Source organism: Streptomyces sp. NPDC029138, from assembly GCF_055564375.1.
The window spans coordinates 59790-79353 of sequence record NZ_JBVHWM010000004.1; the positions used below are offsets into that span (position 1 = coordinate 59790).

The following is a 19564-nucleotide window of genomic DNA, read 5'->3' on the forward strand; positions in this document are numbered from 1 at the left end:
GATCTGTCGGCGGTGGCTCAGCCAGGCCCTCTGCCGGGTGTCGGGGGCCTGCGCGCGGTGGCTCAGGCAGGCCTGTGGAGCGGCCGGCCGCTGAAACGGTCCGGCATCCGCGAGTCCCGGGGCGACTCGGCTACCCCTTGCGCCCCCACGCCGAGATCATCGGTGCGGTGGTCAGATCCATCGTGCCGGTCTCCACGTTGGCCAGGTGCTCGTCGATCTCCGCGTCGGTGGCCAGGCCGGCGGCGACGAGCCGGTCACGGATCTGACGGACCGTCGCGGCCTCCAGGGCGGTGCACGCGGGCGAGGCCACGGGGAAGTAGGCGTCGGCCTCCACGTCGTGCAGTCCGGCCTCGCGCAGCAGCCGCGGGAGTTTACGGCCGTAGGAGAGGTCGGCGCCGCGGTCGGCGAGCAGCTTGCGGAAGTCTTGGCGCAGCCGGTTGGCGAGCCGCTGCTCGGGGCCGTACTCGTCGGGGCAGGTCAGGGGCTGGAGGGCGGGGTCGGCATCCTCGATCAGCAGTCGTCCGCCGGGCCGCAGGGCCTTGATCATGGTCCGCAACGCCCGTTCCCGGTCGGGTACGTGCACGAGGACGAGCCGGGCGTGGACCAGGTCGAAGCCCTCCCCCGGCGGCTCCTCGGCGCCCACGTCGTGGAGGCGGACCTCCACCGGCGGGCGGGCCGCGGCGGTGAGCCGGGAGGTGTCGATGTCGGTGGCGACGACCTGACCGCTCGGCCCCACCTTCTCGGCGAGCCAGGACACGACGGAGGGGCCGCCGGCCCCGACTTCCCAGCAGCGCCAGCCGGGACCGATGCCGAGTCCTTCGACGTGCCGGAAGGTCGTGGGGTCGAAGAGGGCGGTGAAGGCGTCGAAGCGTTCGCCCGCCTCCTTCTGCCGGTTGTCCAGGAGGTATCCGTCGGAGCGCGCCATGCCCCGATCATCCCAGCCAGCCGGCCCGTCCGGCTCCGCCGTCCCTTCATCCACAGGTGGGAACAAAGCGGAACTCCCTGTTCCCACAGGCTTGCCCGCACTTTGCCCGGGACTGGCAGACTTGCCGGGCAAGGCGCGAAAGCGTCGCGCGAGGAGATCCACACGAGGAGATCCAGATGTCCATGGCAGGGAATCTGCGGAAGGTCACGGGGCTGGGCAGGGTCGGCGGCCTGCGCAAGGTGGCGCGGTTGGCCCGGCGCCGGCCGCGCGTGGACCTGAGCCATCCCGCCAGGTCGCCGCTGGGCTCGTCGGTGGTGAACTGCGTGACGTATCAGGACGGCGTGCGCGTACCCGGGTGCGCCGACCTGGTGGATGCCGTACGGCTGGTGCGCAAGACCGGCGAGGGCTTCGTCTGGCTCGGGCTGCACGAGCCGACGGAACGGGAGTTCACGGGCATCGCCGAGCTGTTCGACCTGCATCCGCTGGCGGTGGAGGACGCGGTCGAGGCCCACCAGCGGCCGAAGCTGGAGCACTACGGGGAGATGCTCTTCGCGGTGTTCAAGACCGTCTGTTATGTGGAGCACGAGCAGCTGACGGCGACCAGTGAGGTGGTGGACACCGGCGAGATCATGGTGTTCGTCGGCAAGGACTTCGTCATCACGGTGCGGCACGGCCGGCACGGCTCACTGGGCCCGCTGCGCGAGGAGTTGGAGGCGGACCCGCACCAACTCGCCAAGGGGCCGGCGGCGGTGCTGCACGCTATCGCCGACCATGTGGTCGACGACTATCTGAGCGTCACGGACGCGGTGCAGGCCGACATCGACCAGGTGGAGACGGACGTGTTCTCGGAGAGCGGCGCGCGTCTCGACCCGGGTCGCATCTACCAGATGAAGCGTGAACTGCTGGAGCTGAAACGGGCGGTGGTACCGCTGGGCCGCCCGGTGGAGGACCTGGCGACCCGGCCGATACGGGTCGTCGCCCCGGAGATACAGACCTACTTCCGGGATGTGCTCGACCACTTGATCCGGGCCAAGGAACAGATCGCCGCGTTCGACGAACTGCTCAACTCCATCCTTCAGGCCCATCTCGCGCAGGTGACGGTGGCGCAGAACGAGGACATGCGGAAGATCACGGCCTGGGCCGCAGTGATCGCCGTGCCGACGATGGTGTGCGGGGTGTACGGCATGAACTTCGAGCACATGCCGGAGCTGCACTGGCGGTTCGGCTACCCGTTGATCATGGCCGTGACGGCGGGGGCGTGTCTGGCGGTGTACCGGGGCTTCCGGCGCAACGGCTGGCTCTGAGCGGCGGGGCCGCGGGGCGCCGGTTCCCGCCGGCCACGCGGACTCGGCCGGTGCGACCGGTCAGGGCGCGAAGGACACGACCTTCTGCGGGACGATCCTGACGATCACGCGGGTCTCGTCGTCCTTCTCGGCCGGCGGGTCGATGCCGAGGTACTTGTGCGACAGCTCGTGCGGGAGCCGCTTGCCCTCGTCCGGCAGGATCTCGGCGACGCCCCGGATCTCGGCCGAGTGATAGGGGTTCGCCAGGTCGAAGACGGAGAGGCTGATACGCGGGTCGCGGCGGAGGTTGCGCACCTTCTGACGGCGGTCGACGGACGAGAAGAGCACGCTGTCGCCCTCGCGTTTGATCCAGACCACGGAGTTCTGCGGGGCGCCGTCGGGGCCGAGGGTGGCGACGCTGGCGAAGTTCTTGCCGTCCAGCAGAGCGCGGAGGGAGTCGACGAAGGTGACAGGGGTGCCCGGTGAGGTCGTCATCTAGTTGCATGCACACGCATATAAAAGGAGGTTTGGACAGCTCGGCGGCCGGATCTCCGGGCGGCGGTTCCGGATCAGCCGCTCCAGGCGGGGTGGCGCGGGTCGTCGGCACGCACCAGGACGTCCGCCGTCCCGGCCGGGTCGGTCTCGGCCTCGTAGCGTTCGAAGGCGGGGAGGGTCCAGTGGTCGGCCTCGGGGGTACGGCGGCGCAGGGCACCCGGGGAGAGGAGGAGGTGCACGGTCAGATCGAAGGGGAACCAGTGGCGCAGCAGGAGGGGGCCGTGGAGCAACAGGATGCCGCCGGGCGGGAGTTGGACGTAAGGGCTGCGGGTGGCCCGGTCCGTGGCCGGATCCCACAGGTCGGGCAGGATCCGCCCGGTGCCTCCGGGATCGAGCGGGCCGACGACCTCGCGCCACAGGGCGCCCGTGTCGAACCATCCGTTGAAGTACGACTCCACGTCCCGCCGCCCGTGCTCCAGGCGGAGGGAGGCGGGGCGCAGGAAGCCTTCGGTGCCGATCACGAGCGAGGGCCGGCCGCGCACCCGCAGCGCCTCGCCGACACGCGCGGCGAGGTCTCCGGGACGGGCGGCCGGAGCCCCGTCGAAGCCGACGCGCTGCCAGGCCCCGCCGTCGGCCGGCTCCGCACCGGCCAGCCGGTCGGCGAGCCGCTCGGCCAGCCGCTCCCAGGTGATCGCTTCGAGTCGCACAGGCCCATGATGCCGGGTGGCGGAAAAGAGCGGCGCGGGTGCCGGCGTCAGGCGGGGTGTCCGGCCGCGCGACGGGCCGCGAGCAGGGCGGGGAGGTGGGTTTCGCTCCAGGCGCGGGCCGTGTCGAGAAGCGGGATCAGAGTGCGGCCGAGCGGGGTGAGGGCGTACTCGACGCGGGGCGGGTTCTCGTCATACGCCGTACGGGCCACCAGGCCGTCGCGCTCCATCGCGCGCAGGGTCTCGCTGAGGACCTTGGGTGTGACGGCCTTGAGCGGGACCCGCAGCTCACCGAAACGGCGTGGCCCGTCCTGGAGGCAGCGGATCACCATGCCGGACCACTTGTCGCCGACCCGGAAGGGCATGGCGGAGGACGGGCAGAGGGGGTGGAACATGCCGGGATCGAGAGGTGCGGAACGGTCGCGGGCCGTCGCGTCGGTCATCCGTCGAGGGTAGCGCCGATTCCGTTGCGGTAACCGGGGGTCCGGTCCCTAACGTCCTGGTCTGATCGCGGGCAACCGCACGGGACTTGGAGGTAGGGGATGAGCGGGATCGTGGTCTTCGGTGCCGGGGGCCGGGCGGGGCGGGCGGTGACGGCCGAGGCCCGGGCGCGTGGGCACGCGGTGACGGCCGTGGTGCGGGATCCGGCGCGGTATCCGGATCTCGAAGCGGAGGGTGTCACGGTCGTACGGGGCGATGTCACCGATCCCGGGTCGGTCACCGGGACCGCTGCCGGGCATGCCGGGGCCGTGCACGCCGTCTCGCCGTTCAGCGGACCGGAGCAGGGCTTCGACACGCTCGACCCCGGGTTCTTCGTGAAGGCGGCGGACGCGCTGCTGGACGGGCTCGCCACGGCCGGCGTGGGCCGGCTCGTCGCGGTGGGCCTGGGGGCGAACCTGCTCGGCGCGGACGGGCGGCCGGTGATGGACGACCCGGTCGCGTTCCCGCCGGAGATCCGGCCGTTCGCGCTGGCGCACACCGCGGGCCTGCACCGGCTGCGGGAACGCGGGGACGGGCCGGTCGACTGGGTGATGCTGACGCCCGCCGGGCACCTGGAGCACGGCGGCACCCGGACGGGTCGGTACCGCTTCGGCGGGGAGCGACTGCCCGGGGACGGTCGTGAGCCGTGGCTGTCGTACGCGGATCTCGCGGTGGCGGTGGTCGACGAGATCGAGGAACCGGTGCGGCACCGTACGCGGGTGTCGGTGTTCAACTTGCGGGAGGAGAAGGGGTAGTTCCGGCGGACGGAAGACGAGGAGGAAGTACGGGGGCGGCACGTGAGGTGGCACAGGAGGGGGTGCGGAGAGCGGAACCGGCGGACGGGGAAACGGCGTAGGCGGGCGTGGGAGGCCTGGGCGGTGGCGGGGAAAGTACCGCGTATGGCGCTTCCCGCGACTCCCCACTCCCCCGGTCGGCTTGTCGTCATCCAGCCGCTGAAGCGCAAGCGGTGTGCCGGTTGCCGGCGCGGTCCGCTGTCGCTGCTGGTCCTGGAGGACGGGGCACCCCGCTGCCTGGACTGCGCCGACCTCGGGCACCTGGTGTTCCTGCCGCGCGGTGACACGGCCCTGACCCGCAGGTCGCGGGAGGAGAGCACGCTGTCGGTGGTGGTCGTGCGGTTCAACCGGCGCAAGAGCCGCTACGAACGCCAGGGGGTGCTCGTGGAGGAGGCCGCGCTGGCCCGGGCCGAGGCCCGCTGCCTGGCGGACGCGGAGGCCCGGCGTCGGCGACGGGCACGGGACGCGCGGCGCAGGGCGGCGGAGGACGAACGGTTCGCGGCGGCGTTCGCGGCCGAGATCCTTCGGTTGTTCCCCGGTTGTCCGGCCGAGCGGGCCCGGGCGATCGCGGCCCACGCGTCCGTGCGGGGCAGTGGGCGGGTGGGGCGCAGCGCGGCCGGGCGGGCGCTGACCGAGGGGGCGCTGATCTCGGCGGTCGTGGCGGGAGTGCGGCATGTGGACACGGCGTACGACCAGCTGCTGATGAGCGGGGTACCGCGGTATGAGGCGCGGCGCCGGATCGCGGGGGCCGTGGAGAGTGTGTTGCGTGGGTGGGAGGGTGTCGGGGAGGAGGACGTGGGTTGACGGGTGCGGGATGAGGAATACGGGGGGGGAGGCTGGACAGGATGTGCGCGACCGAGGGCCTCGGCTGGGGATGGGGGACGCTTCCCCGCGCTGGCGGGATGCTTCCCCCGGAGGGGGTATCCCCCAGCGCCCACCCGTGCCACCCCAGCGGCACGGCTGCCCGCAGCCGCGGCGTGCGCCCGGAGGGGCGCGGGGAGATGCGCGGCCAGCCGAGACGTGCCCGCAGCTCCATGCGTTGCGGCGGCGAGTGAGGGCGATGTCGGTGCCGGGCGACGGTCCGGGTCGGACGGAATGGGGGCGTGGAGATGATCGACGGGCCGTTCTTCGTGCTGGTCGTGGTGGGCATTGTCGGGACCGGGATGGTGGCCGGTGTCTTCTGCGGGTTCTCGACCTTCGTGATGCGGGGGCTCGCGGCGCTGCCGCCCGCGCAGGGCGTGGCGGCGATGAACGCGATCAACGTCGCGGCGGTGCGGCCGGCCTTCATGACCGTGTTCGCCGGAACGGCGGCGTTGAGCGCGCTGATCGCGGTGGTGACGTTCGTGGTGTGGCCGGACGAGGGGAAGGTGGAACTGCTGCTGGGCAGCGCGCTGTACCTGGTCGGGGCGTTCGGGCTGACGATCGTGGCGAACGTGCCCCGCAACGACCGGCTGGCCCGGCTCACCCCGGGGGCGCCGGAGGCCGCCGTGTACTGGCCGGCGTATGTGCGTGAGTGGACGTTCTGGAACCACGTCCGGACCGTCGCCTCCGCCGCGGCGGCCTTGGTCTACATATTGGCCCTCGTCTGAGCCGCCCCGGCAGCACGAGGTCCCGGGGGAGAGCACTGCCCGCCGAGCACTGCCCGCCCCGGGAGAAAGCGCTGTCCGCCACTCTGCGCGGGCGTCGGCGGAGACGTATCGTGGCCGGAAGAGTGCCGCCCGATGACGCACGGCCCTTCGTACACCCGGTGCCTCCGGTGCCCGTACGCGAGGAAGACGCCATGGCCGATCCCAAGGGGTTCATGACCACGCCGCGCCAGGAGTGGCCGCGGCGGCCCATCGAGCAGCGGGTGCGGGACTGGGACGAGGTGTACGTCCCGGGCGCGCTGCTGCCCATCATCAGCAAGCAGGCCGACCGCTGCATGGACTGTGGCGTCCCGTTCTGCCACCAGGCCTGCCCGCTGGGCAATCTCATCCCCGAGTGGAACGACCTGGTCGCGCGGGAGGACTGGCGGTCCGCGAGCGACCGGCTGCACGCCACGAACAACTTCCCGGAGTTCACCGGGCGGCTGTGTCCGGCGCCGTGCGAGGCGGGGTGCGTGCTGGCGATCAACCAGCCGGCGGTCACCATCAAGAACGTCGAGTGCGCGATAGCCGACCGGGCGTGGGAGGAGGGCTTCACCCCGCCCCGGCCGCCCGAGCGGCTGTCCGGGAAGACGGTCGCCGTCATCGGTTCCGGACCCACGGGGCTGGCCGCGGCACAGCAGCTGACCCGGGCGGGACACACGGTCGCGGTGTACGAGAAGGACGACCGGATCGGGGGGCTGATGCGGTACGGCATCCCCGAGTTCAAGATGGAGAAGCGGCACCTGGAGCGGCGGATCGAGCAGATGCGGGCCGAGGGGACGAAGTTCCGCACGTCGACGGCGGTCGGTCGGGATGTGCCGGCGGACGAGCTGCGGTCCCGGTACGACGCGGTGGTGATCGCCACGGGTGCGACGGCGTGGCGGGAACTTCCGGTGCCGGGCCGTGCGTTGAACGGGATACACCAGGCGATGGAGTATCTGCCGCTGGCCAATCGGGTGTGTGAGGGGGATCTGGAGGTTTCGCCGCTGTCGGCCGCCGGCAAGCACGTCGTGATCGTCGGCGGTGGGGACACCGGGGCGGACTGTCTGGGCACCGCGGTGCGCGAGGGGCCCGCGTCCGTGACCCAGCTGGACATCTACGCCCAGCCGGGTGCCGAGCGCGACGAGGACACCGAGCCGTGGCCGACGTACCCGAAGATCTATCGGCTGTCGGCCGCGCACGAGGAGGCGCGGGACCTGCGCACGGCACCGGCGGCGGACGCGGACGCGCGGCTGTTCGCGGCGTCCACGCTTCGCTTCACGGGAGACGAGAGGGGGAATGTACGGTCACTGCATCTGGTGGAGGTCGACGAGCAGCGGCTTCCCGTGCCGGGAACCGAGCGGACACTCCCCGCCGACCTGGTGCTGCTCGCCCTCGGGTTCTCCGGGCCCGACCAGAAGGACGGGATGATCGAGCAGCTGGGGCTGGCGCTTCAGCCGCGCGGCACGATCGCCCGGGACGACGGCTTCGCGACCAACGCCCCAGGAGTGTTCGCGGCAGGGGACGCGGCGCGCGGGCAGTCGCTCATCGTGTGGGCGATAGCGGAGGGGCGGGCGGTCGCGGCGGCCGTCGACCGCTACCTGACGGGCAGTTCCCGGCTCCCGGCCCCGATCCGGCCCACGGATCGGCCGATGGTGGCCTGATACGCGGTCAGGGGTGCAGTCAGGACCGGTGCGGCCGGGAACCGGTGGCAGCTGCCGTCAGCCGGCGGTGCGTTCGTCCGTGCCCGCCACCTTTCCCGTGGCCAGGGCCACGCGGTTCCAGGTGTTGATCGTGAGGATCAGGGAGAGGACGTGGGCCAGTTCCTGGTCCTCGAAGTGGGCGGCGGCCTCGGCGTAGACGGTGTCGGGGACTCCGCCGTCGGCGACGAGGGTGACCGCCTCGGTCAGGGCGAGGGCGGCCTGTTCCTTCGGAGTGAAGAAGTGCCGGGCCTCGCGCCAGACGGCGACCATGTGGAGCCGGTCCTCGTCCTCGCCGGCCTTGCGGGCGTCGTTGGTGTGCATGTGCAGGCAGTAGGCGCAGTGGTTGAGATGGGAGGCGCGGATCTGGATCAGTTCGACCAGAGCGGGATCGAGGCCCCGGCGGGCGGCGGCGTCGAAGCCGACGATCGCCCGGAAGACCTTCGGCGCGGCCTTCGCGAAGTCCAGGCGGGTGCGTGCGGCCTCGGCCGTGGCGATGCCGTTGGTGAGGTCGGTGGTCCGGGTGGCGGTCGCGGTGGTCGTGTTCGTCGTCATGGCTCCAACCTAGGCGCCGGAAAGACCGACTATAGGGTGCATTTCCATGACGGAATCGTGGGTCAATTCCGCAGAGCGGATCGGTGCGGACCTGCACCTGGAGCTGTCGGGACCGGGTGGCAGGCGGGCGGCGCTGACCAGGGCGCTGCGGGAGGCCGTGCGCAGCGGCCGACTTGCGCCGGGCACCCGGTTGCCGCCGTACCGGTCGCTCGCCGCGGATCTGGGGGTGGCCCGCAACACGGTGGCCGACGCGTACGCCGAGCTGGTCGCGGAGGGCTGGCTGACCGCCCGGCAGGGTTCCGGGACGCGGGTGGCCGCGGCTGTACCTCCCACGCCTTTCGGGCAGCGGGGGAGGTCCGAGCCGCCGCGCCACGCCGTGCGGACGCCGGTGAAGTCGCCGCTACGTGCGCGCGGGCCGCGGCACGATCTGCGGCAGGGGACGCCGGACGCGTCGGCCTTTCCGCGGGCGGCGTGGGCGGCCTCGTACCGCCGGGCGCTGCAAGCGGCGCCGAGCGAGGCGTTCGGGCCGGGCGATCCCGCGGGGCGCCGCGAGTTGCGGGAGACGCTGACGGAGTATCTGGCTCGCGCGCGTGGGGTGCGTACCGAACCCGACCGGATCGTGATCTGCTCGGGTTTCGCGCACGCGCTGCGGCTTCTCTTCAGCCGGGACGGACCGGGTGCGGGCGGGGTGCTGCGCGGTCCACTGGGCGTCGAGGCGTACGGGCTGGGGTTCCACCGGGAACTGCTCGCGGCGGCGGGCGCGCGCACCGTACCGCTGCCGCTGGACGAGCACGGCGCGCGGGTGGACGCGCTCGGGCGCGAGCGGGCCGTGCTGCTGACGCCCGCGCACCAGTTCCCGACCGGTGGCCCACTGCATCCGGAACGCCGGGCCGCGGTGATCGACTGGGCACGCGCGCGGGGAGCGGTGGTGCTGGAGGACGACTACGACGGCGAGTTCCGGTACGACCGTCGGCCCGTCGGCGCACTTCAGGGGCTTGATCCGGAGCGGGTCATCCACATCGGGTCGGTCAGCAAGAGCCTGTCACCGGCGCTGCGGCTGGGCTGGATGGTCCTGCCGCAGCGGTATGTGGAGCCGGTTCTGGCGGCGAAGGGCGAGCGGGAGGGGTGGGCGAGCGTGCTGGACCAGCTCGCTCTCGCGGACTTCGTCGCCTGTGGGTCGTACGACCGTCATGTGCGGCGTATGCGGCAGCGGTACCGGCGCCGGCGTGACCGGCTCGTCGCCGCGCTCGCCGCTCAGGCGCCGCACATCGAGGTGACGGGCATCGCGGCCGGGCTGCACGCGGTGCTGCGGCTGCCGCCCGGCACGGAGCGGTCGACGGTGAAGGCCGCCGCGTGGCAGGGTGTCGCCCTCGACGGTCTCGCCGCGTTCCGGCATCCGCGGAGTCCGACGGAGGCCGGTGACGGACTGGTGGTGGGGTACGCGGCTCCGGCCGAACACGCCTACGGGGCCGCGCTGGAGGCGCTCTGCGAGGTGCTGCCGCCGGGGTGACGTTCGGGGTCGGCCAAGTCGAGGCCGGTGAAGAAGCGGGCGAACTCATCGCGGGAACGCAGGATGAGGGTGACGTCGGCGGCCTTGAGCTTCTCGACGGCCGCCGCCGACTCCTCGGGGGGAGACATGGGAAAGGGCGCCCGGCCTGCCGAGGTCCAGAATCCGCCGGGCGCCCTCAACTGGTGCAGGTTGGCATTGCGATAAGGAAGTTGGGTTAGAAACAACACACCGTCAAGGTCAGGACAGCAGGAAGTCGGCCTCCCCCGCCTTGGCTCCCTCTATGAACGCGGTCATCTCGTCCGTCGTGTAGATCAGGGCCGGCCCGTCCGGGTCGGTCGACTGGCGTACCGCGATCCGGCCGTCGGCCAGCTTCATCGCCTCCAGGCAGTTTCCGCCGTTGCCGCCGCTCCAGGGCTTGTGCCACCCCTCGCTGCCCAACTCCCGCGCGGGCATGCCGTTGTAGACGCGTCCGCGCGGCTTGATGCGATCCATTCACAGCTCCTTGCGGAGATCCCGGAGGATCTCCTTCGTGCGTTGTGCCGTAGCGGCCTGCGCCGCCATGCGGTCCATGACCTCCAGGTGGGTCGCCACCTCGGTGCGCGCGTCGAGGTAGACGGCGCCGGTCAGGTACTCGCTGTAGACCATGTCCGGCAGTTCTGACATGGCAAATCGGAACAGCACGAAGGGCCCGTACGTCCCCGGGTGCGGCCCGTTGGCGAACGGGGCGACCTGGAGCGTCACATGGGGCAGCTTCGTGGCCTCGAGCAACTTGTCGATCTGCGCGCGCATCACCTCCGGGCCGCCGACCGGGCGGCGCAGGGCGGTCTCGTCCATCACCACCCAGAAGCGGGGGGCGTCGGGACGGGTGAGCAGTTGCTGGCGCTGCATGCGGAGCGCGACATGCCGCTCGATGTCGTCCGGGCTCGTCTGGCCGATGGCACCGGATTTCAGCACCCCGCGCGCGTAGTCCTCGGTCTGGAGCAGGCCGGGGACGAAGTGCGGTTCGTAGGAGCGGATGAGGCCGGCCGCGCCCTCCAGGCTGACGTACATCGAGAACCAGCCAGGGAGGATGTCGTGGAACCGCTGCCACCAGCCGGGCTTGTTCGCCTCCTCGGCCAGTTGGACGAAGAGCTCGGCCTCGTCGTCGGGGACGCCGTAGGCCTTCAGCAGCAGTTGGAGGTACGGGATTTTGAGGGAGACCTCGGCCATCTCCATGCGGCGGACGGTGGCGGGGGCGACACGAAGGACGCGGGCGGCCTCCTCGCGCTTCAGTCCGGCGCGTTCCCGCAGGTCCAGCAGGCGCCGGCCGAGGACCACCTGGCCCACCGTCGGCGCGGACCGCGGCTCGCTCACGCTCCCACCTCCACCGAAAGTTCGCTGACAGCCCTGCGGCGCCATTCGAAGGTTCATTCGAAGATCGGGCCGGACCTCCGACGACTCCAATTGGCGCCGCGCGACGTGCTGTTGCGAGCAGTGTGCCACGAGCCCTGACCGAGTCACACAGCACTCTGCAATTTTCAGAGTGACTCTTGCCAAGTGTCCATGGCAGGGAGATAGTGGCAGGCGTGATTCCGTCCGCGCCTTTAGGAACAGACGCCGCCGCCGACCGTTCCGGTCTCGGTGCCGATGGGGGTTCCCCCGCGCGAGCCGGTTCGAACGTGGGGGAGGCAGCGACCTCCCGGGGGAGCACTGCCGAGCGCAGGTTCCGCTTCGAACTGGCCGCACATCCGGGTTCCGCCGCCCAGGCGAGACGCCTGACGCACGCTCGGCTGTCCGGCTGGGCGGTGTGCGCGGACACCTGCGACAACGCGGCCCTCGTCATATCCGAGCTGGTCACCAACGCGATCGTGCACACCGCGAGCAGCCGGGTCGTGTGCGAACTGCACGACCACGACGACATGGTGCGCATAGCCGTACGCGACGAGGGCTGTGCTCCCGGCGAACCCCACCCGTCTCCGCAGCGACCTGACGAGGAGCACGGGAGGGGATTGCTTCTCGTCGACGCGCTGTGCCGGGCCTGGGGTGCCCAGGAGCACGGCCCCGGGCTGCTGGTCTGGGCGGAGCTGCCCCGCCAGACCGACGCCGGCGCCCCGGACACCGCCGCCCCGGACACGACCGAGCCGCGCGACGACCTGGGCTGGGGCGCCCGCCCCAAGCCGGGCCGCCCGGACGACTCCGACGACGACCAGCCGGCCGAGGCGAGCAGGCGGGTGCCGCCGGGGAAGCATGGGAGTACGGCACCGGGGCAGCGCCGGGACGCGGCGTCGGAGCACCACCGGGACGCCGTACCGGAGCAGCAACGGCGGACTCCTGACCAGTACGGGGTGGGGGCACCGGGGCAGGTGGGGCCGGGGGAGCCTGGGCAGCATCGGCGTCTCCCCGCCGGGCAACCGCTGCACCGGCCGCCCGAGCAGCATCGGCACGGAGTAGCAGAGCAGCACCTGCACGCTGCGCATCCGGAGCAGTACCGGCCGCTGGATGGGCATCCGGAGCAGCACCGGCCCATGGAACCGGAGCAGCGTCCGCACGGCGCTTCGGCGCCCCACCTACACGGGGAGCGACCGTGACCGGCGTCGAGCGGCCCGGTGTCACCGGTACGGGCCAGGAGCACGCCCTCGGCCTGAACACCCTAGTACGCCTACAGCGCCGGCGCCCGACCCCGGATCCGGCCCGCCGTCTGTCCCTGCCGGACGGCATGACGGCCCCGCTCGGCTGCGACGCCGTCGCCGTACCCGACCGCCTCGGCCCGCTCGTCGTACCTCGGCTGCCACGGGTGGGATGCGTGTACGCCGACGGCTCCCACTGGTGGTGGATCGTTCCGTCGGACTCCGACTACGCCCTGCCCTGGCCGTCCCCGGCCCACTACGCCGTCGGTGCCCTGGTCACCGGCACCGCCCGGCTGATCCACCACCCGGAGGGCACGGTTCCGTACACCCCGCCGATTCCGCTCTACCTGGCCCTGTGCCGGGTGACGGGCACGACTCCGGACTGGTCGCGGGCGGTCTCGGCGTAGCCCGTTGCCGTCCCGGTGTAAGCGTTGGCGTCCGGGCGTAGCCGTTGGCGTCTCGGTGCAACCGTTGGCGTCCCCGTCACCGCAGCCGCTCTGGCGTAGCGCCGCCGTCTCCGCCGTAGCCACTGCCGTCCCAGCGCTACCGTCTGCCCTGTCCCAGCCACAGCCCACACCACCCAGCCCTCCCAGCCCCCGCCAGGTCACACACCTGCGCCGCCCGACGCCCACCCGACGCCCACCCACCGCACCACCCGGCGCCCACCCGCCGCGCCACCCACCACGCCACCCGGCGCCCACCGACTGCGCCGCTCACGCGAGCCGTGCTCCCTCCGCGCCCCTCGTGCGTCTGCTCACGCCCTGCCGAGCCGTGGTCCCGGCCGGAATAGTGGCCGTTCCGTCGGGGTCCGGGAGGTCACGGTGAGGAAGAACCGGGAGGCGGCCGAGCCGGTGGTGTCGACGTCGGAGCGGCTGCTGTTCGGCGGGCCGCTGCGGTACGACATGGGCTGGAACCAGCACGCGGACGCCTTCCTCGCGCTGACCTTCCGGGCGATGATGACCCGGCTGCCCGGCATGCTGGCGTCCAGTCTCCGGCTGGCCCGGCAGGCGGACGAGCGGGCCGCCCGGGTGGTGCTGGCCGCCGAGGCGGGCCGGGGCGTGGCCCAGGCGGTGGGTCTGCTGGCTGTGAACAACGCGCTCGGCAAGCTGCTCACCGGCCCGGACATCGCGCAGCGGCTGCGCGCGGCCGCCCCCGCCCTGGTCGTGATGGCCGTCGTGACGCTGGTCGCCGCGCTGCTGCGGGCGGCCTCCATCTACGCCACCGGACGACTGGAGCCCAAGGTGGAGCGGGTGGCGACCGAGCTGTACCTGGAGCGGGCGGCGAACGTCGAGCTGGCCGCGATCGAGGACCACGCCTTCCACAAACTGCTGGACACGGCCCAGTACGGTGCCCGGTCCGCCCGGCACATGATCAGCTACAGCACCCGGGTGATCAACGCGATGATCTCGCTGGTCGCCGCGGCGGGCGTGCTCACCGTGCTGCATCCGGCGCTGCTGCCCCTGCTGATCACCATGACCCTGCCCAGCGCCTGGAGCGCGCTGACCAACGCCCGGCGCCGCTACGAGTCCTTCCACACCTGGGTGCAGCACGCCCGGGCCGGCCAGCTGATCAGCAGCCTGCTCACCGAGCCGACCGCAGCCCCCGAGATCCGGGTGCACGGCGTGGGCCCGTTCCTGCTGCGCCACTTCCGGTCCATGTCGGAGACCGCGGAGGCGGAGCAGGCCCGGCTGTCCCGGCTGGCCGCGCGGACCGGTCTGATCGCCGCTGCCTGGACGGGCCTCGCGACACTCGCCACGTACGCGACGCTGGGCGCGCTGCTGCTGGCCGGTGCGATGGCCCTGTCGGTGGCGGGTACGGCGGTGATCGCGATCCGTACCGGTGCGGCGAGCCTGGACACGCTGGTGCTGGAGATCAACCAGCTGCACGAGGAGGCCCTGTTCGTGGGCGATCTGAAGCGGCTGTACGCGGCGGCGGCCGAGCGGGCCATCCCGGTGGGCGGGGAGCCGCTGCCGGAGGACCCGAAGGAGATCCGCTTCGAGAACGTCACCTTCAGCTACCCGCACGACGAGCATCCGGCCGGCCAGCACCCGACCGGCCAGCATCCGGCCGACCAGCACCCGACCGACCAGTACCCGGCCGACCAGCATTCAGCCGCCCCGCCTGCGGCCGTCCCCCACTCGGCCGACGAGCAACCGACCGGCGAGCACCCGACCGACCCGCACCCCACCGACCCGCACCCGACCGGCCCGCACCCCACCGACCCGCACCCCACCGGCAATCCCCCGGTCGGCACCACCCCCCGTCCCGCCCTCGACGACGTCACCCTCACCCTCCCCCTCGGCCGGATCATCGCGCTCGTCGGCGAGAACGGCTCGGGCAAGACCACGCTGGTCAAGCTGCTCGCCGGGCTGTACACGCCGGACCGGGGCCGGATTCTGTGGGACGGCGTCGACGCGGCGCGGGCCGACCGGCGGCTGCTCGCCGAGCGCATCGCGATGGTGGCCCAGGACTTCAAGCGCTGGCCGTTCACCGCCCGGGTGAACGTGGCCGTCGGCCGCTCCACCGCGCCGATGACCGAGGAGCGGCTGGCCACGGCGATCGCCGAGGCGGGCGCCGAGGACGTGGTCGCTGATCTGCCGCGCGGCCTGGACACCCTGCTGGCCCGGAACTTCAGCGGCGGACACGAGCTGTCCGGCGGACAGTGGCAGCGGCTCGGCATCGCCCGGGCGGCCTACCGGCGCGGGAGCATCCTGATCGTGGACGAGCCGACGGCGGCGCTGGACGCGCGGGCCGAGCTGGAGGTGTTCGAGAAGATCCGGGCGCTGGCGGGCGGTGGGCAGACGGTCGTCCTGATCACCCACCGGCTGGCCTCGGTCCGGCATGCCGACCTGGTGCATGTGCTGGAGCACGGGCGCTTGGTGGAGTCCGGCACCCCGGATGAGCTGCTGGCCAGAGGCGGTGTCTACGCCGAGCTGTACACCCTCCAGGCGCAGCAGTTCACGGCGCGAGTGCCGGCCCCGAAGCCGGCCTGAGCCCCATGGACCGGCTCATTCGACGGTCTCGCCTCCGCGGACGATGACCAGGAAGGTGTCCGTGGCGAGGTCCATGACGACCTCGGCGGGCAGGCCTTCGAGTCGCCGCGCGTGCGCGAACTCCTCCGCGGGCCAGGAGCCCCGGGGACCACCGGCGGGAAAGCGTTCGAGCACCGTTCGCCCGTTCACCATCTCGCACCTCCAGAAAGCGTTGTACGTGTAGGAGTTAACGCCCTGGAGATGGGAAACGCCTCGCTCAGTGACGGGACTGAGACATTGTCGACACCGGGTCGGCGCGGACCGTGAGGATCCGTTCACCTTGTGACACGAACCTCACCTTCCGTACCGACAACCGAACACTTGGTGTCGACAGCCACACCTCAGCATCAGCAGTCGTACGCGTCCGGCTCAGTACGCGTCCGGCTCAGTAGTCGTACTCGTCGTGCAGCCGCAGTCTCTCGCTTCCGGCCGGGCTGGGGCCGAGCGCGGTCAGGTCGAGCAGGGCCGAGGTGGTGCCCAGGCCGTCCAGCCCGTCGTCGTACACGGAGTACGTGTGGAAGACCCGGTCGTGGTCCCGCAGGAAGCAGCTGAGGCCCGGGCGCTCCACCAGTTCGCCGCCCGACTCGACGGTGGCCTCGAAGTCACGGTTGAAGTCTCGGTCGACGTCGCGGTCGGCCTCGCGGTCGGCGTCGTGGTTGTCGTCGCCGGGTGCCGAGGAGTACCAGGGCACCGCCCAGCCCATCCGTGCCTTGAACGGCAGGATGCGGGTGAACGGCGCCCGGGAGACGGCGGCGAAGGAGGTGTTCCGGGCGCGCAGGTGGGCGAGGTGGCCGACCTGGTCCAGGAAGGCAGCGCAGCAGGGGCAGCCGGTCTCCCACTCCGGGGCGAACATGAAGTGGTGCACGACCAACTGGGCCCGCCCCTCGAAGAGGTCGAGCAGGGTGGCCTTGCCGTCGCCGCCCTCGAAGACGTACTCCGGGTCGACCTCGACCATGGGCAGTCGCCGCCGCTCGGCGCCGAGTACCTCGCGCGCCCGTCTGACCGCCTCCTCCTTGCGCAGCAACTCCTCGCGCGCCGCGCGCCACTGCTCGCGAGAGACGATCTCCGGATGCGACATGTGCCCTCCTGTCCGACGGTCGGTTCAGGGTGGTGACTGTCGGCGGAAGCGGAACTCATCGCGGGGCACGGAGAATTTTTCGGCCAAACCCTGCCCGGCTTTCGGCCAGACCCGAGTCTTGCCCGGCTTCCAGCCAGACCCGATCCTTGTCCGGCCTTCGGCCAGGAGCGGGCTCAGGTTCAGGTGTCGTACTCCTGGAGGCGTCGCCCGTGGTCGCGTGCGGTCAGCGCGGGCAGCCGGTCCGTCAGCTCCCGTACGACCGCAGGTACATCGAGGGTGAGCAGTTCGCGGTCCCGCATCAGCACGCGGCCGTCGACGACGGTCGTGCGGACGTCGGCGGCGCGGGCGCTGTGCACGAGGGTGGCGGCGAGGTCGTGGACCGGCTGGGTGTGCGGGCCGGTGAGGTCGACCAGGATGATGTCGGCGCGCCGACCGGGCGCGAGGGTGCCGACCCGGTCGCCGAGCCCGACCGCGCGGGCGCTCTGCGACGTGGCGTGGTGCAGGGCCTGACGGGCGGTCAGCCAGCGCGGGTCGCCCTCGGTGGACTTCTGGATCAGGAACGTCAGCGCCATAGCCTCCCATACGTCGAGGGAGTTGTTGGAGGCGGCGCCGTCCGTGGCGAGGCCGACGGGGACGCCGGCCGCGCGCAGGGCCCGTACCGGAGTGGTCGTCGGCCAGGCGAACTTGAGGTAGCCGCGGGGCGCGGTGGCCACGGCGGTACGGCCGCCCGTGCGTGCCAGCAGCGGCAGGTCCCGCTCCAGGATTCCGGTGCCGTGGGCGATGAGCAGGTCGGTGCCGAGGAGTCCGGTGCGGTACAGGACCTCGATGGGGGTGAGGCCGTGCCGGGCGAGGCTGGTGTCGGTCTGGTCGCGGTTCTCGGCCGCGTGGATGTGCACGGGCAGGCCGTGCGCACGGGCGAGGTCGGCGGTGGCGGTGAGGTCGGCGTCGGTGAGGTGTAGGGGGCGGGCGGGGCGAGGGCCGTGGTGATCCGGCCGTCGGCGGCGCCGCGCCGCCGGAGCGCGAACTCCAGTGACGCCTCCCGCGCCCGCGGCCCCTGACTGGAGAAGTAGGCCGCGCCGAGGTGGGCGCGCAGGCCGCACTCGGCGACGACGGCGGCGACGGTGTCCATGTGGAAGTAGTGGTCGGCGAAGCAGGTCACCCCGCCCCGGATCATCTCTGCGCAGGCGAGCCGCGCCCCCAACTCCACGTCCCGTGCGGTGAGGTTGGTCTCCACGGGCCAGACGACGTCGTTGAACCACTCCTCGGTCGGCAGGTCCTCGGCGAGGCCGCGCAGGGCCACCATCGGTGCGTGCGTATGGCAGTTGATCAGCCCGGGCAGCGCGACCTGCCCGCGCGCCTCGATGCGCGTCACGGCCGGCACGTCCCGCACGGCAGCGGCCGTCGTCACCGCGTCGATCACACGGTCGCGGACGACGATCGCGGCGTCCTGACGGAATCCGATCCCTTCCCCCTCATCCCCCTCGCCATGGGTGAGGACCGTGCAGTCGGTGACGATCAGGTCGGCGGGAGCGGCGCTCAGGGGCCCAACGGCACTCATGAGTCCAACGTACGGTCCTGTCGTACCGCGATGTGAGCCGAACCACGCATCCGGCTCACAGCCCTCGCGCGCGGCGCGCGGGGCGAGCACCCTGGCCTCATCACGGCCCGTCCGCGGCCCCTGTGTCCCTGGGGCCTGTGTCCGGGGCCCTGTCCGCAGCCCTTGAAAGGAGCCCGGCATGCTCCTCGGCACCTGGAACCTGGAGAACCTCTACCGTCCCGGCGGCCCGTACGGCCCCCGCGACAAGGCCGCCTACGAGGCGAAACTCGCCGCGCTCGCCGGCGTGATCACCGCTCTCGACCCGGTGCTGCTCGGCGTGCAGGAGGTCGGCGACCCGGAAGCGCTCGCCGATCTGGCCGGTCTGCTGGGCGGCGACTGGTACGCGGTCCTGTCCGCGCATCCCGACGGGCGCGGGATACGGGTCGGTTTCCTCAGCCGTACCGAGCCGCGGGTGGTCGCCGACACGGCCGGCTTCCCGGCGCGGCTGCGCCCGGTGCAGTCGGACGACTCGGGTGCGACGGAGGCGGGGGCCGGCCGTGGCTTCCTGGCGGTGGCGACGGACACCGAGGCGGGTGAGCTGACGGTGGCGGTCGCCCATCTGAAGTCCAAGCTGCTCAGCTATCCCGGGAACCGTTTCTTCCCCCACGACGAGGGCGAACGCGCCCGGTACGGGGCGTACGCCCTCTACCGCCGCGCCGCCGAGGCCGCCACCCTGCGGGCCCTCGCGGACGAGTTGCTGGCGGGCGACGGCGGGAACCGGGACGTGGCCGTGCTTGGCGACCTCAACGACGAGGTGCGGGCCGCCACCACACAGCTCCTGCTCGGCCCGCCCGGCTCCGAGATCGGCACGCCCGGGTACGACCATCCCGACCAGGGTGACGCGGTACGGCTGTGGGACGTGGCCCCGCTGATACCGGCCGACCGCCGCTACTCCCGGATCGACTCCGGGCGCCCCGAACTGATCGACCACGTCCTGGTCAGCCACCATCTGGCCCACCGGGTCACGGAGGCGGGCACCGGCCTGCCCACCGACCCGCCACCCCACCTGCCGTCGATCGGCCCGGACCCGGCGGAACGCCGGGACACCCCCGGCTCGGACCACGCTCCGGTGTGGATACGGGTGGCCTAGCCGGCCGGGTGGGGGAGGGCGGTCTGGCCAGCCGGGTGGGGGAAGGCAGTCTGGCCAGCCGGGCGGGGAAGGGTGGCCTGGCCGGCCCGGTGGACACACGTGACCTAGCCG

Annotated in this window: 19 protein-coding genes and 2 pseudogenes; 10 read left to right on the forward strand and 11 right to left on the reverse strand. The window is 72.3% G+C overall.

Annotated features, from left to right (window positions below):
- Positions 1-130 precede the first annotated feature (130 nt).
- On the reverse strand, positions 131-925 hold the full coding sequence (locus ACZ4WH_RS05960; RefSeq protein ID WP_468177028.1) for a methyltransferase: 795 nt from the start codon (positions 923-925) through the stop codon (positions 131-133).
- Positions 926-1101: 176 nt separating this feature from the next.
- Between ACZ4WH_RS05960 and ACZ4WH_RS05965 the strand changes: the two genes are divergently transcribed.
- Positions 1102-2229: a magnesium and cobalt transport protein CorA gene (locus ACZ4WH_RS05965; protein WP_468177030.1), complete on the forward strand. Its 1128-nt coding sequence runs from the start codon at positions 1102-1104 to the stop codon at positions 2227-2229.
- A 60-nt stretch (positions 2230-2289) separates the two neighbouring features.
- Here the strand turns inward: ACZ4WH_RS05965 and ACZ4WH_RS05970 are convergent, their stop codons facing one another.
- From ACZ4WH_RS05970 to ACZ4WH_RS05980, 3 genes are all read right to left on the reverse strand, one after another.
- Positions 2290-2703 carry a PPOX class F420-dependent oxidoreductase gene (locus tag ACZ4WH_RS05970; protein WP_468177032.1) on the reverse strand — a complete coding sequence of 138 codons (414 nt, stop codon included), beginning with the start codon at positions 2701-2703 and terminating at the stop codon, positions 2290-2292.
- A 74-nt stretch (positions 2704-2777) separates the two neighbouring features.
- Positions 2778-3410 (reverse strand): nucleoside/nucleotide kinase family protein, encoded by a 633-nt coding sequence (locus tag ACZ4WH_RS05975; protein ID WP_468177034.1) that lies wholly within the window; start codon positions 3408-3410, stop codon positions 2778-2780.
- A 47-nt stretch (positions 3411-3457) separates the two neighbouring features.
- A complete protein-coding gene (locus ACZ4WH_RS05980) occupies positions 3458-3850 on the reverse strand; it encodes a winged helix-turn-helix transcriptional regulator (RefSeq protein ID WP_468177036.1) in 393 nt (130 codons plus the stop codon).
- A gap of 99 nt (positions 3851-3949) precedes the next feature.
- Between ACZ4WH_RS05980 and ACZ4WH_RS05985 the strand changes: the two genes are divergently transcribed.
- The 4 genes from ACZ4WH_RS05985 (at position 3950) to ACZ4WH_RS06000 (ending at position 7949) form a co-directional block, all read left to right on the forward strand.
- On the forward strand, positions 3950-4642 hold the full coding sequence (locus tag ACZ4WH_RS05985) for an NAD(P)-dependent oxidoreductase (RefSeq protein ID WP_468177037.1): 693 nt from the start codon (positions 3950-3952) through the stop codon (positions 4640-4642).
- Positions 4643-4786: 144 nt separating this feature from the next.
- Positions 4787-5485 (forward strand): DUF2293 domain-containing protein, encoded by a 699-nt coding sequence (locus tag ACZ4WH_RS05990; RefSeq protein WP_468177039.1) that lies wholly within the window; start codon positions 4787-4789, stop codon positions 5483-5485.
- 305 nt (positions 5486-5790) lie between these two features.
- Complete coding sequence (locus ACZ4WH_RS05995; protein WP_468177417.1) at positions 5791-6270, forward strand: anthrone oxygenase family protein; 480 nt, start codon at positions 5791-5793, stop codon at positions 6268-6270.
- A gap of 191 nt (positions 6271-6461) precedes the next feature.
- Positions 6462-7949 carry a glutamate synthase subunit beta gene (locus tag ACZ4WH_RS06000; RefSeq protein ID WP_468177041.1) on the forward strand — a complete coding sequence of 496 codons (1488 nt, stop codon included), beginning with the start codon at positions 6462-6464 and terminating at the stop codon, positions 7947-7949.
- A 57-nt stretch (positions 7950-8006) separates the two neighbouring features.
- Here the strand turns inward: ACZ4WH_RS06000 and ACZ4WH_RS06005 are convergent, their stop codons facing one another.
- A complete protein-coding gene (locus ACZ4WH_RS06005) occupies positions 8007-8540 on the reverse strand; it encodes a carboxymuconolactone decarboxylase family protein (RefSeq protein WP_468177043.1) in 534 nt (177 codons plus the stop codon).
- A 46-nt stretch (positions 8541-8586) separates the two neighbouring features.
- On the opposite strand from ACZ4WH_RS06005, the gene pdxR reads away from it, so the two are divergent.
- Positions 8587-10050 (forward strand): MocR-like pyridoxine biosynthesis transcription factor PdxR, encoded by a 1464-nt coding sequence (gene pdxR / locus ACZ4WH_RS06010; RefSeq protein ID WP_468177045.1) that lies wholly within the window; start codon positions 8587-8589, stop codon positions 10048-10050.
- Here the strand turns inward: pdxR and ACZ4WH_RS06015 are convergent.
- The 3 genes from ACZ4WH_RS06015 to ACZ4WH_RS06025 all read right to left on the reverse strand — a co-directional run bounded on the left by ACZ4WH_RS06015 (position 10002) and on the right by ACZ4WH_RS06025 (position 11403).
- Positions 10002-10178 (reverse strand): hypothetical protein, encoded by a 177-nt coding sequence (locus ACZ4WH_RS06015; RefSeq protein ID WP_468177047.1) that lies wholly within the window; start codon positions 10176-10178, stop codon positions 10002-10004. The genes pdxR and ACZ4WH_RS06015 overlap by 49 nt on opposite strands.
- A gap of 109 nt (positions 10179-10287) precedes the next feature.
- Positions 10288-10542 (reverse strand): DUF397 domain-containing protein, encoded by a 255-nt coding sequence (locus tag ACZ4WH_RS06020; protein ID WP_030642274.1) that lies wholly within the window; start codon positions 10540-10542, stop codon positions 10288-10290.
- Positions 10543-11403, reverse strand: a complete 861-nt coding sequence (locus ACZ4WH_RS06025) for a helix-turn-helix domain-containing protein (RefSeq protein ID WP_468177049.1) — start codon at positions 11401-11403, stop codon at positions 10543-10545.
- 203 nt (positions 11404-11606) lie between these two features.
- Here ACZ4WH_RS06025 and ACZ4WH_RS06030 point away from each other — a divergent pair.
- The 3 genes and pseudogenes from ACZ4WH_RS06030 to ACZ4WH_RS06040 form a co-directional block, all read left to right on the forward strand.
- Positions 11607-12275 (forward strand): annotated as a pseudogene (locus ACZ4WH_RS06030) (ATP-binding protein); the annotation flags it as partial.
- A 338-nt stretch (positions 12276-12613) separates the two neighbouring features.
- Positions 12614-13063: a hypothetical protein gene (locus ACZ4WH_RS06035; RefSeq protein ID WP_468177051.1), complete on the forward strand. Its 450-nt coding sequence runs from the start codon at positions 12614-12616 to the stop codon at positions 13061-13063.
- A gap of 414 nt (positions 13064-13477) precedes the next feature.
- Positions 13478-15649 carry an ABC transporter ATP-binding protein gene (locus ACZ4WH_RS06040; RefSeq protein WP_468177053.1) on the forward strand — a complete coding sequence of 724 codons (2172 nt, stop codon included), beginning with the start codon at positions 13478-13480 and terminating at the stop codon, positions 15647-15649.
- A 15-nt stretch (positions 15650-15664) separates the two neighbouring features.
- Here the strand turns inward: ACZ4WH_RS06040 and ACZ4WH_RS06045 are convergent, their stop codons facing one another.
- From ACZ4WH_RS06045 to ACZ4WH_RS06055, 3 genes and pseudogenes are all read right to left on the reverse strand, one after another.
- Entirely contained in the window at positions 15665-15841 is a 177-nt protein-coding gene (locus ACZ4WH_RS06045) for a hypothetical protein (protein ID WP_356348421.1), read from the reverse strand.
- A 232-nt stretch (positions 15842-16073) separates the two neighbouring features.
- Positions 16074-16766: a DUF899 domain-containing protein gene (locus tag ACZ4WH_RS06050; protein ID WP_468177055.1), complete on the reverse strand. Its 693-nt coding sequence runs from the start codon at positions 16764-16766 to the stop codon at positions 16074-16076.
- A gap of 179 nt (positions 16767-16945) precedes the next feature.
- Positions 16946-18324 (reverse strand): annotated as a pseudogene (locus ACZ4WH_RS06055) (amidohydrolase).
- Between the two features lie 178 nt (positions 18325-18502).
- Between ACZ4WH_RS06055 and ACZ4WH_RS06060 the strand changes: the two are divergent.
- Entirely contained in the window at positions 18503-19453 is a 951-nt protein-coding gene (locus ACZ4WH_RS06060; protein ID WP_468177057.1) for an endonuclease/exonuclease/phosphatase family protein, read from the forward strand.
- Positions 19454-19564: the final 111 nt, after the last annotated feature.